Below are 21,342 nucleotides of genomic sequence, written 5' to 3' on the forward strand. Positions count from 1 at the left end.
ATGAATGTATTAATAGAACGTCATGGTCGAGTGGTACTGGTCAGGCTTAATCGCCCCCAGGTCAAGAATGCGTTGAGTTCGGCGCTGATGACGGAGTTGATCAGCCGTCTGGAAGTGCTGGACCAGGACCCGCAGGTCGGCTGTTTCGTCATCACCGGCACGCCTGAATACTTCGCCGCTGGGGCCGATATTAAGGAGATGAGTACCAAGTCCTACCTGGACATGCTCGACGAGGATTACTTCGTCGGCTGGGAAGCCTTTACCCGCCGGCGCACGCCAACGATTGCCGCAGTGGCCGGCTATGCGTTCGGCGGCGGCTGTGAGCTGGCGATGATGTGCGACATGATTTTCGCCGCCGATACGGCGACCTTTGCCCAGCCGGAAATCAAACTGGGCGTTATTCCGGGCATGGGTGCGACCCAGCGCTTGACCGGGCTGGTCGGCAAGGCCAAGACCATGGACATGGTGTTGACCGGACGGCCGATGATGGCTCAAGAGGCGCTCCAGGCCGGGTTAGTGTCGCGTGTGTACCCGGCGGCAGACTTGATGGAGCAGACGCTGGCGGTGGCTGCACAGATTGCCGGGTTCTCGCGCACCGCCACACGGGCGGCGCGGGAGGCGGTTGAGCAAGCCTTGGAACTTGGGTTGCACGATGGCGTGCGCCTGGAGCGCCGACTGTTTCATGGGCTGTTCGCGACGCCGGATCAACAGGAGGGCATGCAGGCGTTTATAAACAAGCGCCCGGCAGTCTTCAACGCGGTTTAGAAGAACGCTCGGTTTGGCAACGCATCTGCTCTGAAAAAACTACAGTGAAAAGGGAATAGACCTACGTGGGATTCGTCTCATAGTTCATTTTCCCTGTGGCCACGTGCCCTGGAGTTTTTCATGGTAGATCACTCATCGCCGCCACTTACGCCCCTCAGTACCGCCAGTTTGTTAGTCAGGCTGGCGTGTATTGGCAGTGTAGTGGCGGTTGTTGCCGGGGCATTCGCCTACGTCAACGGCACGCTTGACCCACAGCGCCTGCGTCCCAAAACCCTGGTCAATGCCCTGGAAACCAATAACGGTGTACACCCTGGGTTTCGGCGTAACCATGCCAAGGGCGTGTGTGTGGCCGGTTACTTCGAGAGCAGCCCCGAGGCGCGCGCTTACTCCAGTGCCCAGGTGTTCAGCGCGGCGAAAACCCCGGTGATCGGCCGATTCGCCTTGCCCAGCGGCAACCCCTACGCGCCGGACAGCAGTGTGCCGATCCGCAGTTTCGCGGTGCAGTTCAGCCAGGCCAACGGCCAGCAATGGCGTACGGGGATGAACAGCATGCCGGTGTTCCCGGTGGGCACGCCTGAGGCGTTTTACCAGATGCTCAAGGCCGGCGCACCCGAGCCGGCCACCGGCAAGCCGAGCCCGGCCAGTATGCCGGCGTTTTTTGCCGCGCACCCCGAGACGGCGCCGTTCCTGGCGTGGGTCAAGACCGCCAAGCCCTCGGCCAGTTACGCGACCGAAACCTACAACGGCATCAATGCCTTTTACCTGGTAAACGCCGATGGCCAGCGCCAGGCGGTGCGTTGGGGCGTAGTGCCACAGAGCCAGGATGCGACGGGTGACACCGCGCCGCCTGGCGCTGACTTTCTCGAAAAGGATTTGGTGCAGCGTCTGGCTTCCGGGCCGCTGCGTTGGCAGCTGAACCTGACCCTGGCCAACCCCGGCGATCCGCTGGACGACGCCAGCAAAGCCTGGACCGGCGAGCACAAGGTGCTCAACGCCGGCACCCTGGTGCTGCAAAGCAGCCAACCGCAGGCTGACGGCGATTGCCGCGATATCAACTTTGACCCGCTGATTCTGCCCAGCGGTATCCAAGCCTCCAATGACCCGCTGCTGGCTGCACGCTCGGCGGCTTATGCCAGTTCCTACGTACGCCGCGCTGGCGAAGTCAGCCCGCTGCACAGTGCCCCTCAGGAGTCGAAACCATGAATGCCCAACCACGGTTTTTCGCGCCTCTGGCTCGCCTGCTGCATTGGCTGATGGCGTTGATGGTCATTGCCATGTTGTTTATCGGCGCGGGCATGGCGGCGTCGGTGTCGGAGCGTCACGAGTGGCTGATTCATCTGCACAAGCCACTGGGTATCGCGATTCTGGCGTTGGTGATCGTGCGGCTGGTGGTGCGCTTTTCCACCCGTCAGCCGCCGTTGCCGGCTGACCTGCCACTGTGGCAAGTGCTGGCCGCCAAAGCGTCCCATGTCGTGTTATATGCGTTGATGCTGGTGCTGCCGCTGCTGGGCTGGGCGATGATTTCAGCGGCCGGTGACCCGGTGATGCTCAGCAGTTCGGTGCAATTGCCGGCGTTGGTAGCGGCCAATGCTCCGTTATTTGCGCTGCTGCGCAAGGCCCATGGCTACCTGGCCTACCTGTTGTTCCTGACAGTACTGTTACACCTGGCGGCGGCGCTGTTTCACGGGTTGATTCGTCGCGACGGTGTGCTGCAAAGCATGACCGGCACCAAAGGCTGATGCCGGGGGGGGCAGGGCGGGTCAGCGCAGGGTGGTGACGATATCGGCCACGGTGCTCAACACGTCCTTGCCCAGTTGCCTGGAGCGCTCACCGGACCAACCGGTTTTCGGGTTGGGGGCGTCGTCGTTGTCCTTGAAGGGCATCTCGAGGGTCAGCGACAGGCAGTCGTATTGCTGGCCAACGGCATTGCAGGCCAGGGTCATGTTGGCTTCGCCCGGCAGGTCGCGGGTGTAGCCGTGGGTGGTCTGGAAATCGCGGGTCAGGGCGCTCAAGTGCCTGCGGAAGTGTTTTTCCAGCGCTTCGATACGCGGGGTGTAACCGGGGTTGCCTTCGCAGCCTGCGGTGAAGACGTAGGGGATTTCTTCATCGCCATGGATATCGAGGAACAGGTCGACGCCGTATTTCTCCATTTGCTGCTGGGCGAACAGCACTTCCGGGCTGAGCGCCTCGCTGGCGTTCTGCCAGGCACGGTTGAGGTCCTGGCCCATGGCGTTGGTGCGCAGGTGCCCGTGAAAGGCGCCATCGGGGTTCATGTTGGGGATCAGGTACAGGTCGGCGACGGCCAGGAGTTTTTTCAGCTCGGCATCACCGTCCTGTTGCAGGCGCTCGATGACGCCTTCCATAAACCATTCAGCCATGTGTTCGCCGGGATGCTGCTGGGCGATGATCCACACCTTGCGCTGGCCTTCGCCACCTTTGCCGCGGCGTAGCAGCTGGATATCACGGCCCTCGACGCTTTTGCCGGTGGCGAGCAGTTGGGTACCGGCGCGGTTCAGGGCCTGTTCGATCAGCCAGTCGTGACGCTCACGGCTATACGGTTCGAAGTAGGCGAACCAGGCTTGCTTCTCGCGGGTTTGCAGGCTGATGTGCAATGTATCGCCATCAAAACGCGTGGGTACGCGGAACCAGTTGACGTGGTCGTAGGACGCCACGGCGTTGTAACCACTCCAGGCATTTTTATATGACGAATGGCTGGCGTTGCTCAGGCGGAAGGTGTGGGTATGGCCCACATGCATGCCTTCGGCCTTGAAGTGGAACCATTGGAAATGTGCGCTGCGAGTATCGGGTTTGATCGCCAGCAACAACTGATAAGCGTCGCTGGCATCCAGGACCTGGATGTTGCCGCTGTCGAAGTCGGTGCTGATCTTGATGGAGGTCAAGGCCACTGTCATGGGCTGGCTGCCTGCGTAGGATTGTTGTGGCAGATATCTTACACAGGAGTGAGGCAAAATCTTGGTGCAAAATTGTTGCACGGGGAAGGGGGCGTCGTCCTTGACGCCGAGGCAGCTTAGATTCTATGAGATTGATTCTCAAGCGCTATTTCGCAAAGATCCGGGCTAGAGCGTTCGATCGGCTTTCTTTTGGCGATGCTCTTTTGCTACCATGCGCGCCATCAAGCAACACACAGTCTTCATTAGCCTGAAGCCACGCCAGAAAAACTGGCAAAAAAAAGACCCGGCCAAAGAGCCGGGTCAAAAACCGTGATTAGCCTGATGAGGAGATATTCCAAGAGTCCGACCTAAGGTCCCTTGGTCTATCGACTGATCTCGCGATCAGCTGAGCCCAATAATAATCATTATCATTTGCAAGTCAAATGTTTTTATCCGTGTGATAGAAATATTTTTCTTACGTGCCTGTCAGGCGTCCGCCTGGGCAGCAGGCACCTGCACTGCCTGTTCCACCATCGCTTTGGCCATATCAATCAAATACACCACCGAAAAGGCCAGGTCCCGCTGGTTGCCCTGCCGGTTGCTTGCCGATTCATAGGCGGCTGCCGCCGCACTGCGTAGCAGGTCCGATGCGTGCACCAGGGCGTCTTCCTGGCTGATGCCGGGCCTGATGTCGAAAAACGCGGCGTCAGGCGTGGGCGCCGACACATCTTCTTTCAGGTAATAGTCGAGTGCCCGTTGCGCGGCGCCACTGCTGCGCAGGGTCAGCAGTTCGTCGGTTTCGGGCGTGCAAGGCAGGTGATTCGGGAGGGTCATCATGAGGGCGATTACTCTGGCTGGACGTTGAAAACCTGCACCTGATAGTAATACGAATCGTATTTATGTCATTTGATGGATTACTACAAACTGTTTATTGTCGTGGCAATTGCGCAACGTATGGTCAGGCTCCATGGACAACTGGATAGCGTTGGTCAAAGCCAACATGAAAGACCGCAAGGTCACGCAGGATGAACTGGCCGAACGCTTGGGCATGTCCCAGGGCGGCGTCGGTCATTGGCTCAATAAGCGCCGCGTGCCCAGTCTTGCGGACATGAACCGGGTGCTGGACGAGCTGGGGCTCGGCTATCTGGAAGTCGCGCTGGAGATTCGCGAAAAGGCCGACCCAACACCTGTGCTGGAAAAACACTACAACCCGTATTTCCGCTACCCGGTCAGCGACTGGAAAGGCGTCTGCGAAATCCGCGAAGAGCGCCCGACCTACGGCGCGGCCCGTTTCGAACTGAGCGATTACCATGCCCAGGGCGAAGCCTTCTGGCTGCCCGTAACGGGCGATGCCATGACCGCGCCCAGCGGCCTGAGCATCGGTGCGGGCATGATGATTCTGGTGGACCCGGCCATCGAGCCCGAACCCGGCAAGCTGGTGGTTGCGCAATGGGCCGACAGCACCCAGGCGACCTTTCGCCAATTGATGGAAGAGAGCGGCCAGCTTTACCTGGTGCCGCTCAATCCGACTTATCCCAAGCAGCTTTTCACCGATGCGTGCCGAATCCTCGGGGTCGTGGTGCAAGCCACGGCGAAGTTCTAGTCCGTGGTCTCAAGTTCCACCAGGGCGCTGCCTTCGGCGACCATTTCGCCTTCCTGGCAAAACACTGCCTTGACCGCCCCGGCGTGAGGCGCGCGGATACTGTGCTCCATCTTCATGGCCTCGAGCACCACCAGCTGAGTGCCAGCCTCCACGTGTTGACCGACTTCTACCAGCACCCGCACGATGCTGCCGTTCATCGGCGCTGTGAGGCCGCCTTGATGAGTCTGGTTGGCCTCGACTGCAGCAATCGGGTCATACAAGCTGACGGCCTGCATCTGGCCGTCCCAGCGCAGATACAGGATGCCTTCGCTGCGTACCGCCAGATAAGCGCGGCGCACGCCATGGTGTTCGATCAGTAGTTGCTCGCCGCGCAATTGCGCAGTGCCCGCTACCAGCTTCACCAGCCGGTCCTGCCCGGCGCAACTCAAGTGCAACGACACGTCGCTCGGCAACCCGGCACGAAAGCCTCGGTTATCCGCCCACGGGCCTTCACCGGCGGGCTGGCTCTGCATAAACGCCGCCCCTGCCGCCTGCCAGAACTCATCGCTCAAAGCACCAGGTGCTGGCAGCAGTTCATCCTGATAGCGCGGAATAAACCCGGTATCGAGTTCAGCCGCCGCAAACGCCGGATGGCCGATGATGCGCCGCAAAAAGCCGAGGTTGGTCTTGACTCCGCCGACCGCAAACTCATCGAGCATGCTCAACAACCGCAGGCGCGCCTGTTCGCGGTCTTCACCCCAGGCAATCAGTTTGCCGAGCATCGGGTCGTAGAAGGGCGAAACGTTGTCGCCTTGTGCTACGCCACTGTCCACACGGCGCCCCGGGCCTGGAATAGATTCGCGGTACAGCGCCAGGTGCCCGGTGGCTGGCAGGAAATCATTGGCCGGGTCTTCGGCATACAAGCGCACTTCAATCGCATGGCCCACCAACGGCACCTGATCCTGAGTGATCGGCAGCGGTTCACCCTGAGCCACACGAATCTGCCAGGCTACCAAATCAAGGCCGGTAATCGCCTCGGTCACTGGATGCTCCACTTGCAGCCGCGTGTTCATCTCCATGAAGAAGAACTCGCCACGCGCGTCCAGCAAAAACTCCACGGTGCCGGCGCCCACATAGCCGATCGCCTGGGCCGCACGCACGGCCGCCTCACCCATGGCTTTACGCTGCTCGGCACTCAAGCCCGGTGCGGGTGCTTCTTCCACCACCTTTTGATGGCGACGTTGAATAGAACAGTCGCGCTCATTGAGGTACAGGCAATGGCCGTGTTGGTCGGCAAACACCTGAATCTCCACGTGGCGCGGCTTGAGCAGGTACTTCTCCACCAGCATCTGCCCATTGCCAAAGGACGACAGCGCCTCACGCTGGGCCGAGGCCAGGGCTTCGGCCAACTGGCTGACGTCCTCGACCACCTTCATGCCCTTGCCGCCGCCACCTGCCGTGGCCTTGAGCAGTACCGGGTAACCGATACGTTCGCAGGCATCGCGGAAAGTTTCCAGGTCCTGGTCCGCGCCGTGATAACCCGGCACCAACGGCACCCCGGCAGTTTCCATCAGCGCCTTGGCCGCCGATTTGCTGCCCATGGCATCGATGGCCGAGGCGGGCGGACCCAGGAAAACAAGACCGGCGGCTTCAATCGCACGAGCAAAGCCGGCGTTCTCCGACAGAAAGCCGTAACCCGGATGGATCGCCTGAGCGCCACTGGCTTGGGCGGCGGCGATCAGTTTGTCGATTTGCAGGTAACTGTCGGTGGCCTTGCTGCCACCCAGGTCAACCCGAATGTCGGCCTCGCGGCTATGGCGCGCATCGCGGTCGGTGGCGCTGTGGACCGCCACGGTGGTCAACCCCATCGCCTTGGCGGTGCGCATTACCCGGCAGGCGATTTCGCCACGGTTGGCCACCAGCACAGTGGTCAGTGTGCTCATGAACGTGGCTCCTGCGCTTGCCAGCTGGGCGGGCGTTTTTGCAGGAACGCGCGCAAGCCTTCCTGGCCCTCGGCGCTGACGCGAATCCGCGCGATGGCATTTTCGCAATACCGACGCAGCGCCGGGGTGAGGGCGCCGTTGCCGACTTCGCGCAGCAAATCCTTGCTGGCGCGCATGGCAGCCGGGCTGTTTTGCAACAGGTTGGCGATCCACAGTTCCACTTGCGCATCCAGCTCGGTGGCCGGGTAACTTTCCGCCAGCAGGCCAATGTCGCGTGCACGCTGGCCGCCAAAACGCTCGGCCGTCAGCGCATAGCGCCGCGCGGCCCGCTCGCCGATGGCCTGTACCACGAACGGGCTGATCACCGCCGGTGCCAGGCCGATGCGCACTTCCGACAGGCAGAACTGCGCGTCATCGGCGCCAATCGCCATGTCGCAGCAGCTGATCAAGCCCAGCGCGCCCCCGTAGGCTGCGCCTTGCACCACTGCCAGGGTCGGGATTTTCAGTTTGGCCAGGTTGTACATCAACTCGGCCAGCTCGCGCGCGTCGTCCAGGTTGGTGTGGTAATCCAGCTCGGCCGATTGCTGCATCCAGGCCAGGTCTGCGCCGGCGCTGAAGTGCTTGCCACGTGCGCGCAACACTAAAAAACGCAGGGATGCATCGGCCTGCACCTGGTCGAGGGCGATGATCAACTCGCGGATCATCTGCGCATTGAACGCGTTGTTCTTGGCTTCACGACTGAGCCACAGCGTGGCAAAACCACGGCTGTCGGTGACCAGTTCGAGGGTGTTGAAATCGCTCATGGGGTACAGCTCCATTTACATGCGGAACACGCCGAAGCGGCTCGGCTCGATGGGGGCATTCAGCGCGGCGGACAACGCCAGCGCCAGCACGTCACGGGTCTGCTGCGGGTCAATCACACCGTCATCCCACAAACGTGCGCTGGAGTAGTAGGGATGGCCCTGGGTTTCGTACTGGTCGAGAATCGGCTGCTTGATCGCGGCTTCTTCTTCGGCACTGAACGCATTGCCCGCGCGCTCGGCTTGTTCGCGCTTGACCTGCACCAGCACGCCGGCGGCCTGTTCGGCACCCATCACGCCGATGCGTGCATTCGGCCACATCCACAAAAAGCGCGGGTCATAGGCGCGGCCGCACATGCCGTAGTTACCGGCACCAAAGCTGCCGCCGATGATCACCGTGAACTTGGGCACCTTGGCGCAGGCCACCGCCGTGACCAGCTTGGCGCCGTGCTTGGCGATGCCGCCGGCTTCGTATTTCTGGCCGACCATAAACCCGGTGATGTTCTGCAAGAACAGCAACGGAATCCCGCGCTGGCAGGCCAGTTCGATAAAGTGCGCGCCTTTTTGCGCGGCTTCTGCGAACAGAATCCCGTTGTTGGCCAGGATCGCAATCGGGTAGCCGTGCAGGTGCGCAAAACCACACACCAGCGTGGTGCCAAACAGCGCCTTGAACTCATCGAATACCGAGCCATCCACCAGCCGCGCGATCACTTCGCGCACATCAAATGGCTGCTTGGCATCGGCCGGGATCACGCCATAAAGTTCTTCGCTGCTGTACAACGGCGCCACCGGCGGGCGTTGCACTAACTCACCCTGCTTGCGCCAGTTGAGGTTGGCCACACTGCGTCGGGCCAGGGCCAGCGCATGTTCATCGCTGTCGGCATAGTGGTCGGCTACGCCGGAGATCTTGCAGTGCACATCGGCACCGCCCAGGTCTTCGGCGCTGACCACTTCGCCGGTCGCGGCTTTTACCAGCGGCGGCCCGGCGAGGAAGATCGTGGCTTGCTGGCGCACCATGATCGCTTCGTCGGCCATGGCGGGTACGTAGGCGCCACCGGCGGTGCAGGAGCCCATCACCACGGCGATTTGCGGGATGCCCTGGGCGCTCATGTTGGCCTGGTTGAAGAAGATCCGCCCGAAGTGTTCGCGATCAGGAAATACCTCATCCTGACGCGGCAGGTTGGCACCGCCGGAGTCCACCAGGTAAATGCACGGCAGGCGGTTCTGCTCGGCGATGGTCTGGGCACGCAGGTGTTTTTTTACCGTGAGCGGGTAGTACGAGCCGCCTTTGACCGTGGCGTCGTTGGCGACGATCATGCATTCGACGCCTTCCACACGGCCGATTCCGGCGATCACGCCAGCGGCGGGCACGTCCTCGCCGTACACCTGGTGAGCCGCCAGTTGGCTGAGTTCCAGGAACGGTGAGCCAGGGTCGAGCAAGCGGTTGATACGCTCACGGGGCAGCAGTTTGCCGCGCGAGGTGTGCCGTTCCTGGGCCTTGGCGCCGCCGCCTTGCTGCACATGGGCGAGCAGGCTGTGCAGGGCGTCGACCTGTTGGCGCATCGCCGTGCTGTTGGCGGCGAACTCCGCTGAACGCGGGTTTAGCTGGGTATGCAAGGTGGCCATGGGGGGCGCTCCTTCAGCGGGTTTCGTTGAAGAGTTCGCGACCGATCAGCATCCGCCGAATCTCACTGGTGCCAGCACCGATTTCGTACAACTTGGCATCACGCAGCAGGCGCCCGGCGGGGAATTCATTGATGTAGCCATTGCCGCCGAGAATCTGGATCGCGTCCAGGGCCATTTGCGTGGCGCGCTCGGCACTGTAGAGGATCACCCCGGCGGCGTCCTTGCGCGTGGTTTCGCCACGTTCGCAGGCCTGGGCCACCGCGTAGAGATAGGCGCGGCTGGCGTTGAGCTGGGTGTACATGTCGGCGACCTTGCCCTGGATCAGCTGGAATTCGCCGATGCTCTGGCCGAACTGCTTGCGGTCATGGATGTAGGGCACGATCAGGTCCATGCACGCTTGCATGATCCCGGTCGGGCCGCCCGAGAGCACCACGCGCTCGTAGTCCAGGCCGCTCATCAGCACTTTGACGCCGCCATTGAGCACACCAAGGATGTTTTCTTCGGGCACCTCGACGTCATCGAAAAACAGTTCGCAGGTGTTGGAGCCGCGCATGCCCAGCTTGTCGAACTTGTTGCTGCGGCTGAAGCCTTTGTAGTCGCGCTCGACGATAAACGCGGTGATGCCGTGAGGGCCTTTTTCCAGGTCGGTCTTGGCGTAGATCACGTAGGTGTTGGCGTCGGGGCCATTGGTGATCCAGGTCTTGCTGCCGTTGAGCACGTAGTGGTCACCACGTTTGTCGGCGCGCAGCTTCATCGAGACCACGTCGGAGCCAGCATTCGGTTCGCTCATGGCCAGGGCGCCGATGTGCTCGCCGCTGATCAACTTGGGCAGGTACTTGAGTTTTTGTTCGTGATTGCCGTTGCGGTTGATCTGGTTGACGCACAGGTTGGAGTGCGCGCCGTAGGACAGCGCCACTGACGCCGAACCACGGCTGATTTCTTCCATGCTCACCACGTGCGCCAGGTAACCCAGGCCGGCGCCGCCGTACTCTTCCGGCACGGTGATGCCCAAGAGGCCCATGTCCCCGAACTTGCGCCACAGGTCGGCAGGGAACAGGTTGTCGATGTCGATCTGCGCCGCGCGGGGCGCGATCTCCTTCGCCACGAACGACTGCACCTGGTCGCGCAGCATGTCGATGGTTTCACCGAGGGCGAAGTTCAGGGACGGGTAACTCATGGACAGGCACCTTAATGTGAGCTTTGTTGTTGTGTGGGTGGGGCGCGGGGGAGGGCGCTCACCTTTACGTTAACGTAAGCTTGCGTTACGGCGCTGTCAATCGTAGTTTACGTTTACGTCAACCTACAAAAAAGACAACAGGGGTCGTTATGGATCAACCGCACCCGAGCTACAGCCGTGGCTCCCAGGACAAGACCTTGCTGGCCATGACTATCGGTCAGGCTTTCGATCGTACCGTTGCGCACTACCCTGATGGCGAAGCCTTGGTGGTGCGCCATCAGCAACGCCGTTACACCTGGCGGGAGTTGGCCGAGACGGTGGATTTGCATGCCCGCGCCTTCATGGCTTTGGGCATGCAAACCGGCGATCGCCTGGGCATCTGGGCGCCCAACTGTGCCGAGTGGTGCATCACTCAAATAGCCAGCGCCAAGCTCGGGGTGATCCTGGTGAATATCAACCCGGCCTACCGCAGCAGCGAATTGGACTACGTACTCAAACAGTCCGGCTGCGCATGGCTGGTGTGTGCCGGCTCGTTCAAGAGCTCCGATTACCACGCGATGTTGCAGGAACTGCACCCCGACGTGCGCGGCCTCATCAGCCTGGACCCCAGCCCGCCAGCGGGATTTATGCCCTGGTCGCAATTGGCGGCCCTCGGTGCTGGCATCCCGCCCGAGCAGCTTTATAGTCGCCAAGCCAGCCTGCACTTCGATCAAGCCGTCAACATCCAGTACACCTCCGGCACTACGGGCTTCCCCAAGGGCGCCACCCTCAGTCACCACAACATCCTCAATAACGGTTACATGGTCGGCGAAAGCCTGGGCCTCACCGCGCAGGACCGCCTGGTGATCCCGGTGCCGCTGTACCACTGCTTTGGCATGGTCATGGGCAACCTCGGCTGTATCACCCACGGCACCACCATGATTTACCCCAATGACGGTTTCGACCCGCTGCTGACGCTCACCGCCGTCGCGCAGGAACGCGCCACCGGCCTGTACGGCGTGCCGACCATGTTTATTGCGCTGCTGGATCACCCACGTCGCAGCGAATTCGACCTGGCCACCTTGCGCACCGGCATCATGGCCGGCGCCACGTGCCCCATTGAAGTGATGCGTCGGGTCATCAGCGAGTTGCATATGGGCGAAGTGCAGATTGCCTATGGCATGACCGAAACCAGCCCGGTGTCATTGCAGACCGGCGCCGATGACGACCTGGAGCGGCGCGTCACCACCGTTGGCCGCACCCAGCCCCAGCTCGAAAACAAAATTATCGACGAGGCCGGTAACACCGTGCCCCGTGGCCAGATCGGTGAACTCTGCACCCGTGGCTACAGCGTGATGCTCGGCTACTGGAACAACCCCGAAGGCACCCGCGACGCGATTGATGACGCAGGCTGGATGCATACCGGCGACCTGGCGAGCATGGATGAACACGGCTACGTGTGCATCGCCGGGCGCAACAAGGACATGATCATTCGTGGCGGTGAGAACGTGTACCCGCGCGAGCTGGAGGAGTTTTTCTTCACTCACCCGGCGGTGGCCGATGTGCAGATCATTGGCATTCCGGATGAGCGTTACGGCGAAGAGATCGTTGCCTGGGTCAAATTCCATCCCGGCCATGTGGCCAACGAACTGGAGCTGCAAACCTGGTGCAAGGGCCGCATTGCGCACTTCAAGACGCCCAAGCACTTCAAGTTCGTGGATGAGTTTCCGATGACAGTGACGGGCAAGATCCAGAAGTTTCGCATGCGCGAAATTTCGATCGAGGAGCTGCGAACCCAATCCAACTGACAGCACAGGCTTATGTGGGAGCTGGCAAGCCAGCTTCCACAGAAAGCACAAAGGGGACCCGAAGGTCCCCTTTAATTTGTCGTTGCGTGCTCTTTTTTTATTATTGAGGGGCGGTCTATTGTTGTTTTTGGCAACCGTTACCCTTTACCGCTGTTTTTTTGCGACCCCCATCCGGGATCAAGAGCAAACGTATTTTTTTGAACGCTGATCTGCTTCTTCGTTAACGATCCAACCAGTGGCAGCTACCTGAGGTAGTTTTATTTTTCTCTAACCGGTTGCGGGTGTCGGCACGCCGTACCCTGCGAAGCACATCTTCTTCAAAAAAATCTGTTAGCTGCGTCTCTGCCGTGTTGTTTTTGTTATGTCAGAGTCGTTTCGTCTTATTTTTATTAGGTTTGGCGCTTTTTATTCTTGTTATGCCATAGAGATAGCAGGAGCCGTGCCAACTTTTAAAAGTCATTTAAAATCAATGGTTTAACTTTTGTGTAGGGTTTTGCCTACGGCAAATTCGACAAAATATGTTCCCGTGTTACTCGATGTGTATGCGTGCGGTAACACATTGTCACGGCTAAGCTACTCAACCGGCGTTACGTGCCTTGGCGACTCGCGAACCCGTCGGCCGACCCAGCACGTTACTGATCTGCAGGCCTGCACGAATCAATGCCTCCAGATCGATACCGGTGTCGATACCCAGACCATTGAGCAGGTACACCACATCTTCGGTGGCGACGTTACCGCTGGCGCCCTTGGCGTAAGGGCAGCCGCCCAGGCCCGCAATAGAGCTGTCGAACACCGTGATGCCTTCGAGCAGGCTGGCGTAGATATTCGCGATTGCCTGGCCATAGGTGTCATGGAAATGCCCGGCCAGCTTGTCCCGTGGCACCTGCGCGCCGACCACTTCGAACAACCGTCGTGTGGCGCCTGCGGTACCGGTGCCGATGGTGTCGCCCAGCGACACTTCATAACAGCCCATGGCATACAACTCACGTGCTACTGCGGCGACTTGTTCCGGCGCAATCTGGCCTTCGTAAGGGCAACCCAACACACACGACACATAGCCGCGCACGCTGATGCCGTGTTGCTTGGCGGCCGTCATGATCGGCGCAAAGCGCTCCAGGCTGTCGCTGATGGAGCAGTTGATATTGCGCTGCGAAAACGCCTCGGACGCCGCCGCAAATACCGCGACTTCCTTTACGCCAGCCGCCAGCGCATCTTCAAAGCCGCGCAGGTTTGGCGCCAGCGCGCCGTAGGTGACGCCGGGCGTGCGCTGGATCTGCGCAAACACCTCGGCGGAGCCAGCCATCTGCGGCACCCATTTGGGCGAGACAAAACTGCCGACTTCGATATAACTCAAGCCGGCTGAGCTGAGTGCGTCCACCAGTTGAACCTTGTCGGCCACGCTGATCGGCTGGGCTTCGTTCTGCAAACCGTCGCGCGGGCCGACTTCCACCAGGCGCACATAAGAGGGGAGAGACATGGGCAGCTACCTTGTGTTTATGGACCAACCGGGTTCATGGTCTGCGCCAGCGCCTGGGTGCAGCGCTCTTCGGCGGTGTCCAGTTCCAGCTTCATCTGTTCGATATCAAGCATCTGTTGCTCGAGCTGCTCACGGCGCTCGGCGATTTTCGCGAGCATGCTGTTGAGCTGGATGTGGTTGCCGCTGGTGGGGTCGTAGAGTTCGATCAGCTCACGGCATTCGGCCAGGGAAAAACCGATGCGCTTGCCGCGCAGGATCAACTTGAGGCTGACCTTGTCGCGCGCCGAGTAGATGCGCTCCTGGCCCCGGCGCTCCGGGGCCAGCAGGCCTTGTTCTTCGTAGAAACGAATGGCGCGGGTGGTGATGTCGAGCTCGCGGGCGAGGTCAGAGATGCTGTAGGTCGTGCTCATGGTGGCGCTCAAGAAGGTCTTGGCGCTAAGCTAAAGGCAGGTTGACGTTTACGTCAAGCAAATAGCCTGGATTGACTCACACCCTGTGGCGAGGGAGCTTGCTGTGGCAAGCCTGCTCACCAGAGCTTAGGCTTGCTTGCCATCCAGTTTCTTTTCGTGCGCGGTGACTTGCTGGCACAACTCGATCATCTGCTCACGCATCCAGCGGTTGGCCGGGTCCTGGTCGGTGCTTTCGTGCCAGTACAGGTGGGTTTCCACCGGCGGCACATCGTTGACCGGCAGGTTGAACCAATGCAGCTCATGGCGGCGGGCAAAGCGTTCGGGCACGGTCATCACCATGTCGGTCTGCTGCAACACTTGCGAAGCCATCAGGTAATGCTGGGAACGCAGGGCGATCTTGCGCTGGATGCCCATCTTGCCCAGCGCCAGGTCAACGTGGCCCAGGCCGTTGCGGCGGCTGGAGATATGAATGTGAGTCAGCGACAGGTAGTCATCCAGCGTGAACTTGTCCTTGCCCGCCATCGGATGGCCCTTGCGCATGGCGCATACATAGCGATCTTCCATCAGTTTGACGTGGCGCACTTGCGGGTCGGTGTTGAGCGGTGCGTCCACGGCAAAGTCCAGGCGCCCGGCGGCCAGTTCCTTGGTGGTTTCGCGGCGTTTGGACAAGAAACTCTCGATCACCACGGTTGGCGCCAGGCGGCGCAGGCGCTGGAACAGCAGCGGCAGAATCACCGCCTCGGTGAGGTCGGTCATGCTGATGCGATAAGTCTTGGCCGCCTGTTGCGGGCTGAAAATTCGGCTTTCCTGCACCGACACCCGCAGCAACGACAACGCGTTGCGCACCGGGCCGATGATGTTCTGCGCCATGGGCGTGGGCACCATGCCTTGCGCGGTGCGCACGAACAGCGGGTCGTTGAAGGTTTCGCGCAGGCGGGCCAGGGCGTTGGATACCGCCGGCTGGGTGATACCAACGATCTGCCCGGCGCGGGTCAGGTTGGCTTCGGTGTAGATCGCGTCGAAGACGATAAACAGGTTGAGGTCGACCTTGCTCAGATTCATTTCGTTGCGCTCTTATTTTCAGGTGGCGATTTATCAGGTGCTCATACGCCGATCATATATCGGTGATGAATGTTAATACACGCCGAGAATAGGCTAGGTAAATTATCAGCGCTGTTCTAGCATCGATTGCATGACCTAAACAACCTCTCAGAGAAGGGAGCTGCTCATGGATTTCGCCTATTCGCCCAAGGTTCAGGAACTGCGTGAACGCGTCACTGCGTTCATGGACGCTTACGTTTACCCGGCCGAGCCGGTGTTCGAACGCCAGGTCAGCGAAGGTGACCGCTGGCAGCCCACCGCGATCATGGAAGAGCTCAAAGCCCGTGCCAAAGCCGAAGGCCTATGGAACCTGTTCCTGCCCGAATCCGAGCTGGGCGCCGGCCTGACCAACCTCGAATATGCGCCATTGGCCGAAATCATGGGCCGCTCGCTGTTGGGCCCGGAGCCGTTCAACTGTTCCGCCCCCGACACTGGCAACATGGAAGTGCTGGTGCGTTACGCCAATGAAGAACAGAAGCAACGCTGGCTCGAACCGCTGCTGCGCGGCGAGATTCGCTCGGCGTTCGCCATGACCGAACCGGACGTGGCCTCATCCGACGCCACCAACATGGCCGCCCGCGCCGAGCGTCAAGGCGATGAGTGGGTGATTAATGGCAAGAAGTGGTGGACCTCCGGCGCCTGCGACCCACGCTGCAAGATCCTGATCTTCATGGGCCTGAGCAACCCGGACGCGCCGCGCCACCAGCAGCACTCGATGATCCTGGTGCCGGTAGACACGCCAGGGGTAAAAATCGTACGACCACTGCCGGTGTTCGGCTACGACGACGCACCCCACGGCCACGCTGAAGTACTGTTCGACAACGTGCGTGTGCCGTATGAAAACGTACTGCTGGGTGAAGGCCGTGGCTTCGAAATCGCCCAGGGCCGCCTTGGCCCAGGCCGCATACACCACTGCATGCGCTCCGTCGGCATGGCCGAGCGTGCGCTGGAACTGATGTGTAAACGCTCCGTCAGCCGCACCGCGTTCGGCAAACCATTGGCGCGCCTGGGCGGCAATATCGACAAGATCGCCGACTCGCGGATGGAAATCGACATGGCGCGCCTGCTGACCCTGAAAGCGGCGTACATGATGGACACCGTCGGTAACAAAGTGGCGAAAAGCGAAATCGCGCAGATCAAGGTCGTGGCGCCGAACGTGGCCTTGAAGGTGATTGACCGGGCGATTCAGATCCATGGTGGCGCCGGTGTTTCCAACGACTTCCCGCTGGCCTACATGTACGCCATGCAACGCACCCTGCGCCTGGCCGACGGCCCGGATGAAGTGCACCGTGCGGCGATTGGCAAGTTTGAGATTGGCAAGTATGTGCCTAAAGAGCTGATGCGCAGCGGGCAGTAACACCGAGGCGCCTGCATCGCAGGCAAGCCAGCTCCCACACTGGAATGCATTCCAAAGGTGGGAGCCGGGCTTGCCCGCGATGAGCATAGGTATCTACACAACTTTTGAAGGCAGCCAATTTCTCCTGTGGCGAGCAGGCTTGCCCTGCGTTGGCTGCGAAGCGGCCCAGTAAAGGCACTGCAATTTTCCTGAAAGAACTCAGCGACTGGGTTTGGGGCTGCTTCGCAGCCCAACGCAGGGCAAGCCTGCTCGCCACAACAGCCCACTTACAACAGACTTCGTGTTAACCGGTTGTGTAGATACCTATGCCGCGATGAGGCCAGTGTTTACAAGACAAAACCCGAGCGGTCAGTACACCCAAACCTCCACCCGCCGATTCTTGATCCGCCCCTCATCCGCCGTGTTCGCCGCCACCGGCATCTGCGCGCCGAAGCCGCGAATATCCCGCAGCACCACGCCGCTCTTGACCAATTCCCGGCGCACCGCCATTGCCCGCAACTTTGACAACAGCGCCGCCCGCTGCGGGTCATTCTTGGCATCGCCAAACCCCACCAGCGTCACCTGCTTGTCGAGCTTGCCGTGGCTTTTTATATACGCCACCACCCGCTGCAAGTCCTGGCGCGCCTTGTTGTCCAGGCTGGCGCTGCCTTCTTCGAAACGAAAATTCACACTCAAGCGCTGGGCGTCACGGACGATGTTTTGATAGTCCTCGGGCATCGACGCCCGTGGCTCCACGGCAATCGCCTGCACCTGCTGGGCGATAAAGCCATTGGCGGCGACGATCGCCTGGCCTTTGCCACTTTGGGTAAAGTCCACCAGGGCTTTGGCCCACGGGTTGCGGTTCGACGGCGGCAGGTAAAAATACAAGCGGCGTGACAGCGGGTAATCCTCGGTGGCGATCAGGCTGGTCACCGGTAACATCGGCTGTGAGTCACCGTCGACAATTGCCAGCGCCTTGGCCTGGCGCACATACGGCAGGCCGATAAAACCAATGCCTTGCGGGTCATGGCTCACCGCATCGGACAACGCCTCGCTGGATTCGAAGCGCTTGGCGGCCACGGCCAGCGGTTTGCCGCGCCGGTTCAGTACCAGCTCTTTAAAGGTGTCATAGGTGCCGGACTGATCATCCCGGGCATACAGATGAATGGCGCCGTCGACGCCGCCCACATCCTCCCAGCGGCTGACTTCACCGTTGAAAATCTGCGCCAGTTGCTCGGTGTTCAAGGTATTCAGCGGGTTTTGCGGGTTGAGGATAATGGCCAGGCCGTCGATGGCGATTACCTGTTCGGCTTCCGGGCTTTTCAGGTCGCCCAGGGGTTCAAGGTCCACCAACTCGCTGTCCTTGATCGGGCGTGAAGACGCCGCAAGGTCCGCATGGGATTTTTTCAATGCGCTGAAACCGGTGCTGGAGCCATGGGCCGCGACTTCGACCGTGACGGTTTTGCCCTGACGCGTCTTGCCGATCACCCGTTGTTCATTGGCGCCATCGCCAGGCTCGCTGTGCACCGCCTGCAAGCCCTGGTGCTCCAGCATACCCTTGACCAACGCAGGCCCCAGCGCCGCACCAATGGTATTGGAACCCTGGATGCGCAGGGCGGGGCCTTGGTCGGGAACGGGGAGGGCAGCGGCGACAGCGTAGAGCGGCAGCATCAACAGGAACAGAACGCGCAGCATCATGCCGGCACCTTCTTAAGCCAAAGGGAGTGCCGCCAGATTAAGTCAGTGGGGTTTCAAAAATATGACTGACGCACAGCAAGTCAAAATGTGGGAGCTGGCTTGCCTGCGATAACGGTGTGTCAGCCAACCATTTGATGACTGGCCCACTGCAATCGCAGGCAAGCCAGCTCCCACATTGAAGTACACAAACCTTGAGGTCAGCTCAGCTCAAGCCAGATCGGCGCATGGTCCGACGGTTTTTCCAGCCCACGCAAGTCGTAATCCACCCCAGCATCCTTGACCCGCGACACCAGGCCGTTGGACGCCAGGATCACGTCAATGCGCAGCCCACGCTTGGGCTCATCTTCAAACCCACGGCTGCGGTAGTCGAACCAGCTGAAGCGGTCGGCCACGTCCGGGTTCAAGTGGCGGAAGCTGTCGACCAGGCCCCAGTTTTTAAGGCGGGCCATCCACTCGCGCTCTTCCGGCAGGAAGCTGCACTTGCCGGTTTTGAGCCAGCGCTTGGCATTGTCGGCGCCGATGCCGATGTCGATATCTTCCGGCGAAATATTGATGTCGCCCATCACTACCAGCGGCTGGTCATTGCTGAACTGGCTTTCCAGCAGTTGCTGCAAATCTTCGTAGAAGCGTTGTTTGGCCGGGAACTTGGTCGGGTGGTCGCGGCTTTCGCCCTGGGGGAAGTAGCCGTTCATCACGGTGATCGACTGGCCATGCTCGTCGGCGAAAGTGCCCCAGATAAAGCGACGCTGGGCGTCTTCTTCGTCGCTGGCAAACCCTTTGTGCAGGCTCAACGCCGGCTTGCGCGACAGCAGGGCCACGCCGTAATGGCCTTTTTGCCCGTGGTAGTACACGTGATAGCCAAGGGCCTGCACTTCGGCCAGCGGGAACTGGTCATCGTGCACCTTGGTTTCCTGCAGGCCGATCACGTCGGGTTGATGCTTTTCAATCAGCGCCGCCAGCTGATGGGGGCGGGCGCGCAGCCCGTTGATATTGAAGGAGACGATTTTCATGGTCGGCAGTCCAGTCTGGCAAAAGGCCGATGCTAGCCGACAAGTCGGACGGGGGCCAGCGTGGCGGTAGGGCGCATGCACTGCTAATGTCTGGGAACGACTGGTGCTGCACAGGTTCGTACCCATAAGAACGCCATCTTTTGAGTGGCGCCCAGGGAGATTGACTGTATGCCTGACACTTCCACTGCCATTGCTGAAATTCGCCTGCTCAACAGCGACTATTCCCGCGAGGCCCGTTCCTTGTTGTATCAGGCCTATCGGCATGAACCGACCTTCGCTTACATCTTCGAGGCTGAGCGGTCGGGGTACGAACAGCGGGTGCGCGCCACCGTGCGTGAGCTGGTCAAGCAGCATTTTTTCCAGAAGCTTCCTGCCATCGGCCTGTTCGTCAACGACCGGCTGATCGGCATCGCTTTGATTGCGCCACCGCAACGGCGCCTGGGCATCACCGAGAGCTGGGCCTGGCAGTTGCGCATGTGGCTGAGCACCGGCGTGCGCGGCACTCGGCGTTATCTGGATTACCATTACGCAGTGTTGGCGTGCCTGCCGAGTGAGTCGGTGCATGTGTTGCCGCTGCTGGGTATTCACCCGCAATTTCAGGGCAAACACTACGGCGAGCAACTGTTGCAGGCGGTGCACAACTGGTGCGCCGAGGACCCGCATTCATCCGGTGTGGTGCTCGATACCGGCAACTCGCGCTATCTGGATTTTTACAAGCGCCAGGGCTATGAGGAAATCGGTGAAGTGGCGGTAGGACCTGTCCTGGAGCATGTGTTTTTTCATCCCAATCCCCAGGCGTTACATGCTGCAACGGCTTGAGACAGAATTATTCAGACAATTCCGGGTTCAAAGAGTCCCCCCAGCTGTGTAGCATCCGCGCCTATGAAGCTTCCAGGAAGATTTACCAGCGGCTTGGTTCTGCTGTTCACAAGCTGCGGCGTATTTGCGCAAAGCGAATTGGACGTGCGCATCAAGCCATCAAACGACGCGTTGAAAGCCAACATCGAAGGCTATATCGGCGGGGTTGGCGATCGTGATGAAGAAGCCTTGCTGCGGTTCAGCCGTGGCGCCGAGGAGCAGGCCCGCAAGGCGGCCCAGGCTCTGGGCTTCTATCAGCCGCAGATTTCCAGTGACGTGAAGGGCGGCAAGAACCCGCGCCTGACCCTCACCATCGACCCCGGCGAGCCGGTGCACCTGCGCAACGTGACCATTCGGGTCGACGGCCCGGCCGCGAGCCTCAAAGCCTTTCGCGTGCCTGCCAGCGACGACCTCAAATCGGGCGCCGTGCTCAACCACGGCAACTACGAAGACGCCAAGCGGCTGATTCAGAATCAGGCTTCGCGCTACGGTTTTTTCAATGGGCGTTTCAGCAGCCAGAAGCTGCTGGTGGACCCGCAAGCCGGTGTCGCCGATATCGAACTCATCTACGACAGCGGCCCGCGCTACACCTTGGGCAAAGTCGGGTTTACCGGCGATACGCCGTTCGATGAAGACCTGCTGCAACGCATGGTGCCGTTCAAAAGCGGCGCCCCTTACGACTCCGAACTGATCGCCGAACTCAACCAGAACCTGCAATCAAGCGGCTTCTTCGAAGGCGTACGCGTGGACGCCAGCCCAACCGCCTCGACCAACGATGTGATCCCGGTGGCGGTCCAGCTCGATACCCGCAAGCCACGCACCATGGGCCTGGGCCTGGGTTACTCGACCGACGTCGGCCCGCGCGGCAAAGCCAACTGGAC

The 21,342-nt window shown here is 60.5% G+C and carries 19 protein-coding genes; 8 read left to right on the plus strand and 11 right to left on the minus strand.

Annotation, left to right across the window (positions count from 1 at the left end; genetic code table 11):
• The 3 genes from GIW48_RS16885 to GIW48_RS16895 all read left to right on the plus strand — a co-directional run bounded on the left by GIW48_RS16885 (position 1) and on the right by GIW48_RS16895 (position 2,504).
• Complete coding sequence (locus GIW48_RS16885) at positions 1-765, plus strand: enoyl-CoA hydratase-related protein (RefSeq protein ID WP_017136500.1); 765 nt, start codon at positions 1-3, stop codon at positions 763-765.
• Positions 766-885: 120 nt separating this feature from the next.
• Entirely contained in the window at positions 886-1,968 is a 1,083-nt protein-coding gene (locus GIW48_RS16890; RefSeq protein WP_236462589.1) for a catalase family peroxidase, read from the plus strand.
• Positions 1,965-2,504, plus strand: coding sequence for a cytochrome b (locus GIW48_RS16895; RefSeq protein WP_099550040.1), 540 nt, complete (start codon positions 1,965-1,967; stop codon positions 2,502-2,504). The genes GIW48_RS16890 and GIW48_RS16895 overlap by 4 nt, the downstream gene beginning before the upstream one ends.
• A gap of 21 nt (positions 2,505-2,525) precedes the next feature.
• On the opposite strand, the gene GIW48_RS16900 is transcribed toward GIW48_RS16895, so the two are convergent.
• Together GIW48_RS16900 and GIW48_RS16905 are read right to left on the minus strand one after the other, a co-directional pair.
• The gene (locus tag GIW48_RS16900; protein WP_099550041.1) at positions 2,526-3,677 is read right to left on the minus strand and encodes a M14 family metallopeptidase; all 1,152 of its coding nucleotides are present in this window, start codon (positions 3,675-3,677) and stop codon (positions 2,526-2,528) included.
• 465 nt (positions 3,678-4,142) lie between these two features.
• Complete coding sequence (locus GIW48_RS16905) at positions 4,143-4,493, minus strand: DUF6124 family protein (RefSeq protein WP_017136505.1); 351 nt, start codon at positions 4,491-4,493, stop codon at positions 4,143-4,145.
• 130 nt (positions 4,494-4,623) lie between these two features.
• Here GIW48_RS16905 and GIW48_RS16910 point away from each other — a divergent pair, with 130 nt between their 5' ends.
• Positions 4,624-5,259 (plus strand): LexA family protein, encoded by a 636-nt coding sequence (locus tag GIW48_RS16910; protein ID WP_236462868.1) that lies wholly within the window; start codon positions 4,624-4,626, stop codon positions 5,257-5,259.
• Here the strand turns inward: GIW48_RS16910 and GIW48_RS16915 are convergent.
• The 4 genes from GIW48_RS16915 to GIW48_RS16930 are packed head-to-tail and all read right to left on the minus strand — an operon-like array spanning position 5,256 to position 10,784.
• Complete coding sequence (locus tag GIW48_RS16915; RefSeq protein WP_170040867.1) at positions 5,256-7,181, minus strand: acetyl/propionyl/methylcrotonyl-CoA carboxylase subunit alpha; 1,926 nt, start codon at positions 7,179-7,181, stop codon at positions 5,256-5,258. The two genes, GIW48_RS16910 and GIW48_RS16915, sit on opposite strands and share 4 nt — an antisense overlap.
• On the minus strand, positions 7,178-7,984 hold the full coding sequence (locus tag GIW48_RS16920) for a gamma-carboxygeranoyl-CoA hydratase (protein WP_017136508.1): 807 nt from the start codon (positions 7,982-7,984) through the stop codon (positions 7,178-7,180). Before GIW48_RS16920 ends, GIW48_RS16915 begins: the two co-directional genes overlap by 4 nt.
• A 15-nt stretch (positions 7,985-7,999) precedes the next feature.
• Positions 8,000-9,607, minus strand: coding sequence for a carboxyl transferase domain-containing protein (locus GIW48_RS16925; RefSeq protein WP_138453115.1), 1,608 nt, complete (start codon positions 9,605-9,607; stop codon positions 8,000-8,002).
• Between the two features lie 13 nt (positions 9,608-9,620).
• On the minus strand, positions 9,621-10,784 hold the full coding sequence (locus GIW48_RS16930) for an isovaleryl-CoA dehydrogenase (protein WP_017136510.1): 1,164 nt from the start codon (positions 10,782-10,784) through the stop codon (positions 9,621-9,623).
• A 149-nt stretch (positions 10,785-10,933) separates the two neighbouring features.
• Between GIW48_RS16930 and GIW48_RS16935 the strand changes: the two genes are divergently transcribed.
• Positions 10,934-12,571: an AMP-binding protein gene (locus tag GIW48_RS16935; RefSeq protein ID WP_169988199.1), complete on the plus strand. Its 1,638-nt coding sequence runs from the start codon at positions 10,934-10,936 to the stop codon at positions 12,569-12,571.
• 577 nt (positions 12,572-13,148) lie between these two features.
• On the opposite strand, the gene GIW48_RS16940 is transcribed toward GIW48_RS16935, so the two are convergent.
• The 3 genes from GIW48_RS16940 to GIW48_RS16950 all read right to left on the minus strand — a co-directional run bounded on the left by GIW48_RS16940 (position 13,149) and on the right by GIW48_RS16950 (position 15,520).
• Positions 13,149-14,048 (minus strand): hydroxymethylglutaryl-CoA lyase, encoded by a 900-nt coding sequence (locus GIW48_RS16940; RefSeq protein WP_017136512.1) that lies wholly within the window; start codon positions 14,046-14,048, stop codon positions 13,149-13,151.
• Between the two features lie 17 nt (positions 14,049-14,065).
• On the minus strand, positions 14,066-14,458 hold the full coding sequence (locus tag GIW48_RS16945) for a MerR family transcriptional regulator (RefSeq protein WP_017136513.1): 393 nt from the start codon (positions 14,456-14,458) through the stop codon (positions 14,066-14,068).
• Positions 14,459-14,584: 126 nt separating this feature from the next.
• A complete protein-coding gene (locus tag GIW48_RS16950) occupies positions 14,585-15,520 on the minus strand; it encodes a LysR family transcriptional regulator (RefSeq protein ID WP_236463057.1) in 936 nt (311 codons plus the stop codon).
• Between the two features lie 166 nt (positions 15,521-15,686).
• On the opposite strand from GIW48_RS16950, the gene GIW48_RS16955 reads away from it, so the two are divergent.
• A complete protein-coding gene (locus GIW48_RS16955) occupies positions 15,687-16,916 on the plus strand; it encodes an acyl-CoA dehydrogenase (protein ID WP_058420935.1) in 1,230 nt (409 codons plus the stop codon).
• Between the two features lie 348 nt (positions 16,917-17,264).
• Here GIW48_RS16955 and GIW48_RS16960 read toward each other — a convergent pair whose 3' ends face one another.
• Positions 17,265-18,593 carry a substrate-binding domain-containing protein gene (locus tag GIW48_RS16960; protein WP_236462905.1) on the minus strand — a complete coding sequence of 443 codons (1,329 nt, stop codon included), beginning with the start codon at positions 18,591-18,593 and terminating at the stop codon, positions 17,265-17,267.
• A 197-nt stretch (positions 18,594-18,790) separates the two neighbouring features.
• Entirely contained in the window at positions 18,791-19,603 is an 813-nt protein-coding gene (xthA, locus tag GIW48_RS16965; RefSeq protein ID WP_017134623.1) for an exodeoxyribonuclease III, read from the minus strand.
• A 168-nt stretch (positions 19,604-19,771) separates the two neighbouring features.
• On the opposite strand from xthA, the gene GIW48_RS16970 reads away from it, so the two are divergent.
• Both GIW48_RS16970 and GIW48_RS16975 read left to right on the plus strand, forming a co-directional pair.
• Positions 19,772-20,422: a GNAT family N-acetyltransferase gene (locus tag GIW48_RS16970; RefSeq protein ID WP_017134622.1), complete on the plus strand. Its 651-nt coding sequence runs from the start codon at positions 19,772-19,774 to the stop codon at positions 20,420-20,422.
• A gap of 63 nt (positions 20,423-20,485) precedes the next feature.
• Positions 20,486-21,342 (plus strand): autotransporter assembly complex protein TamA (locus tag GIW48_RS16975; RefSeq protein WP_329607290.1); only part of this gene is annotated, 857 nt, incomplete at its 3' end.

It is taken from the genome of Pseudomonas sp. PA-6-3C, from assembly GCF_021605825.1.
Classification (GTDB): Bacteria; Pseudomonadota; Gammaproteobacteria; order Pseudomonadales; family Pseudomonadaceae; genus Aquipseudomonas; species Aquipseudomonas edaphica.

What these genes read in the sequence shown, in the direction of transcription:
- GIW48_RS16885 (WP_017136500.1), top strand. Translation starts at nt 1, where the DNA reads ATGAATGTATTAATAGAACGTCATGGTCGAGTGGTACTGGTCAGGCTT.
- GIW48_RS16890 (WP_236462589.1), top strand. Translation starts at nt 886, where the DNA reads ATGGTAGATCACTCATCGCCGCCACTTACGCCCCTCAGTACCGCCAGT.
- GIW48_RS16895 (WP_099550040.1), top strand. Translation starts at nt 1,965, where the DNA reads ATGAATGCCCAACCACGGTTTTTCGCGCCTCTGGCTCGCCTGCTGCAT.
- GIW48_RS16900 (WP_099550041.1), bottom strand. Translation starts at nt 3,677, where the DNA reads ATGACAGTGGCCTTGACCTCCATCAAGATCAGCACCGACTTCGACAGC.
- GIW48_RS16905 (WP_017136505.1), bottom strand. Translation starts at nt 4,493, where the DNA reads ATGATGACCCTCCCGAATCACCTGCCTTGCACGCCCGAAACCGACGAA.
- GIW48_RS16910 (WP_236462868.1), top strand. Translation starts at nt 4,624, where the DNA reads ATGGACAACTGGATAGCGTTGGTCAAAGCCAACATGAAAGACCGCAAG.
- GIW48_RS16915 (WP_170040867.1), bottom strand. Translation starts at nt 7,181, where the DNA reads ATGAGCACACTGACCACTGTGCTGGTGGCCAACCGTGGCGAAATCGCC.
- GIW48_RS16920 (WP_017136508.1), bottom strand. Translation starts at nt 7,984, where the DNA reads ATGAGCGATTTCAACACCCTCGAACTGGTCACCGACAGCCGTGGTTTT.
- GIW48_RS16925 (WP_138453115.1), bottom strand. Translation starts at nt 9,607, where the DNA reads ATGGCCACCTTGCATACCCAGCTAAACCCGCGTTCAGCGGAGTTCGCC.
- GIW48_RS16930 (WP_017136510.1), bottom strand. Translation starts at nt 10,784, where the DNA reads ATGAGTTACCCGTCCCTGAACTTCGCCCTCGGTGAAACCATCGACATG.
- GIW48_RS16935 (WP_169988199.1), top strand. Translation starts at nt 10,934, where the DNA reads ATGGATCAACCGCACCCGAGCTACAGCCGTGGCTCCCAGGACAAGACC.
- GIW48_RS16940 (WP_017136512.1), bottom strand. Translation starts at nt 14,048, where the DNA reads ATGTCTCTCCCCTCTTATGTGCGCCTGGTGGAAGTCGGCCCGCGCGAC.
- GIW48_RS16945 (WP_017136513.1), bottom strand. Translation starts at nt 14,458, where the DNA reads ATGAGCACGACCTACAGCATCTCTGACCTCGCCCGCGAGCTCGACATC.
- GIW48_RS16950 (WP_236463057.1), bottom strand. Translation starts at nt 15,520, where the DNA reads ATGAATCTGAGCAAGGTCGACCTCAACCTGTTTATCGTCTTCGACGCG.
- GIW48_RS16955 (WP_058420935.1), top strand. Translation starts at nt 15,687, where the DNA reads ATGGATTTCGCCTATTCGCCCAAGGTTCAGGAACTGCGTGAACGCGTC.
- GIW48_RS16960 (WP_236462905.1), bottom strand. Translation starts at nt 18,593, where the DNA reads ATGATGCTGCGCGTTCTGTTCCTGTTGATGCTGCCGCTCTACGCTGTC.
- xthA (WP_017134623.1), bottom strand. Translation starts at nt 19,603, where the DNA reads ATGAAAATCGTCTCCTTCAATATCAACGGGCTGCGCGCCCGCCCCCAT.
- GIW48_RS16970 (WP_017134622.1), top strand. Translation starts at nt 19,772, where the DNA reads ATGCCTGACACTTCCACTGCCATTGCTGAAATTCGCCTGCTCAACAGC.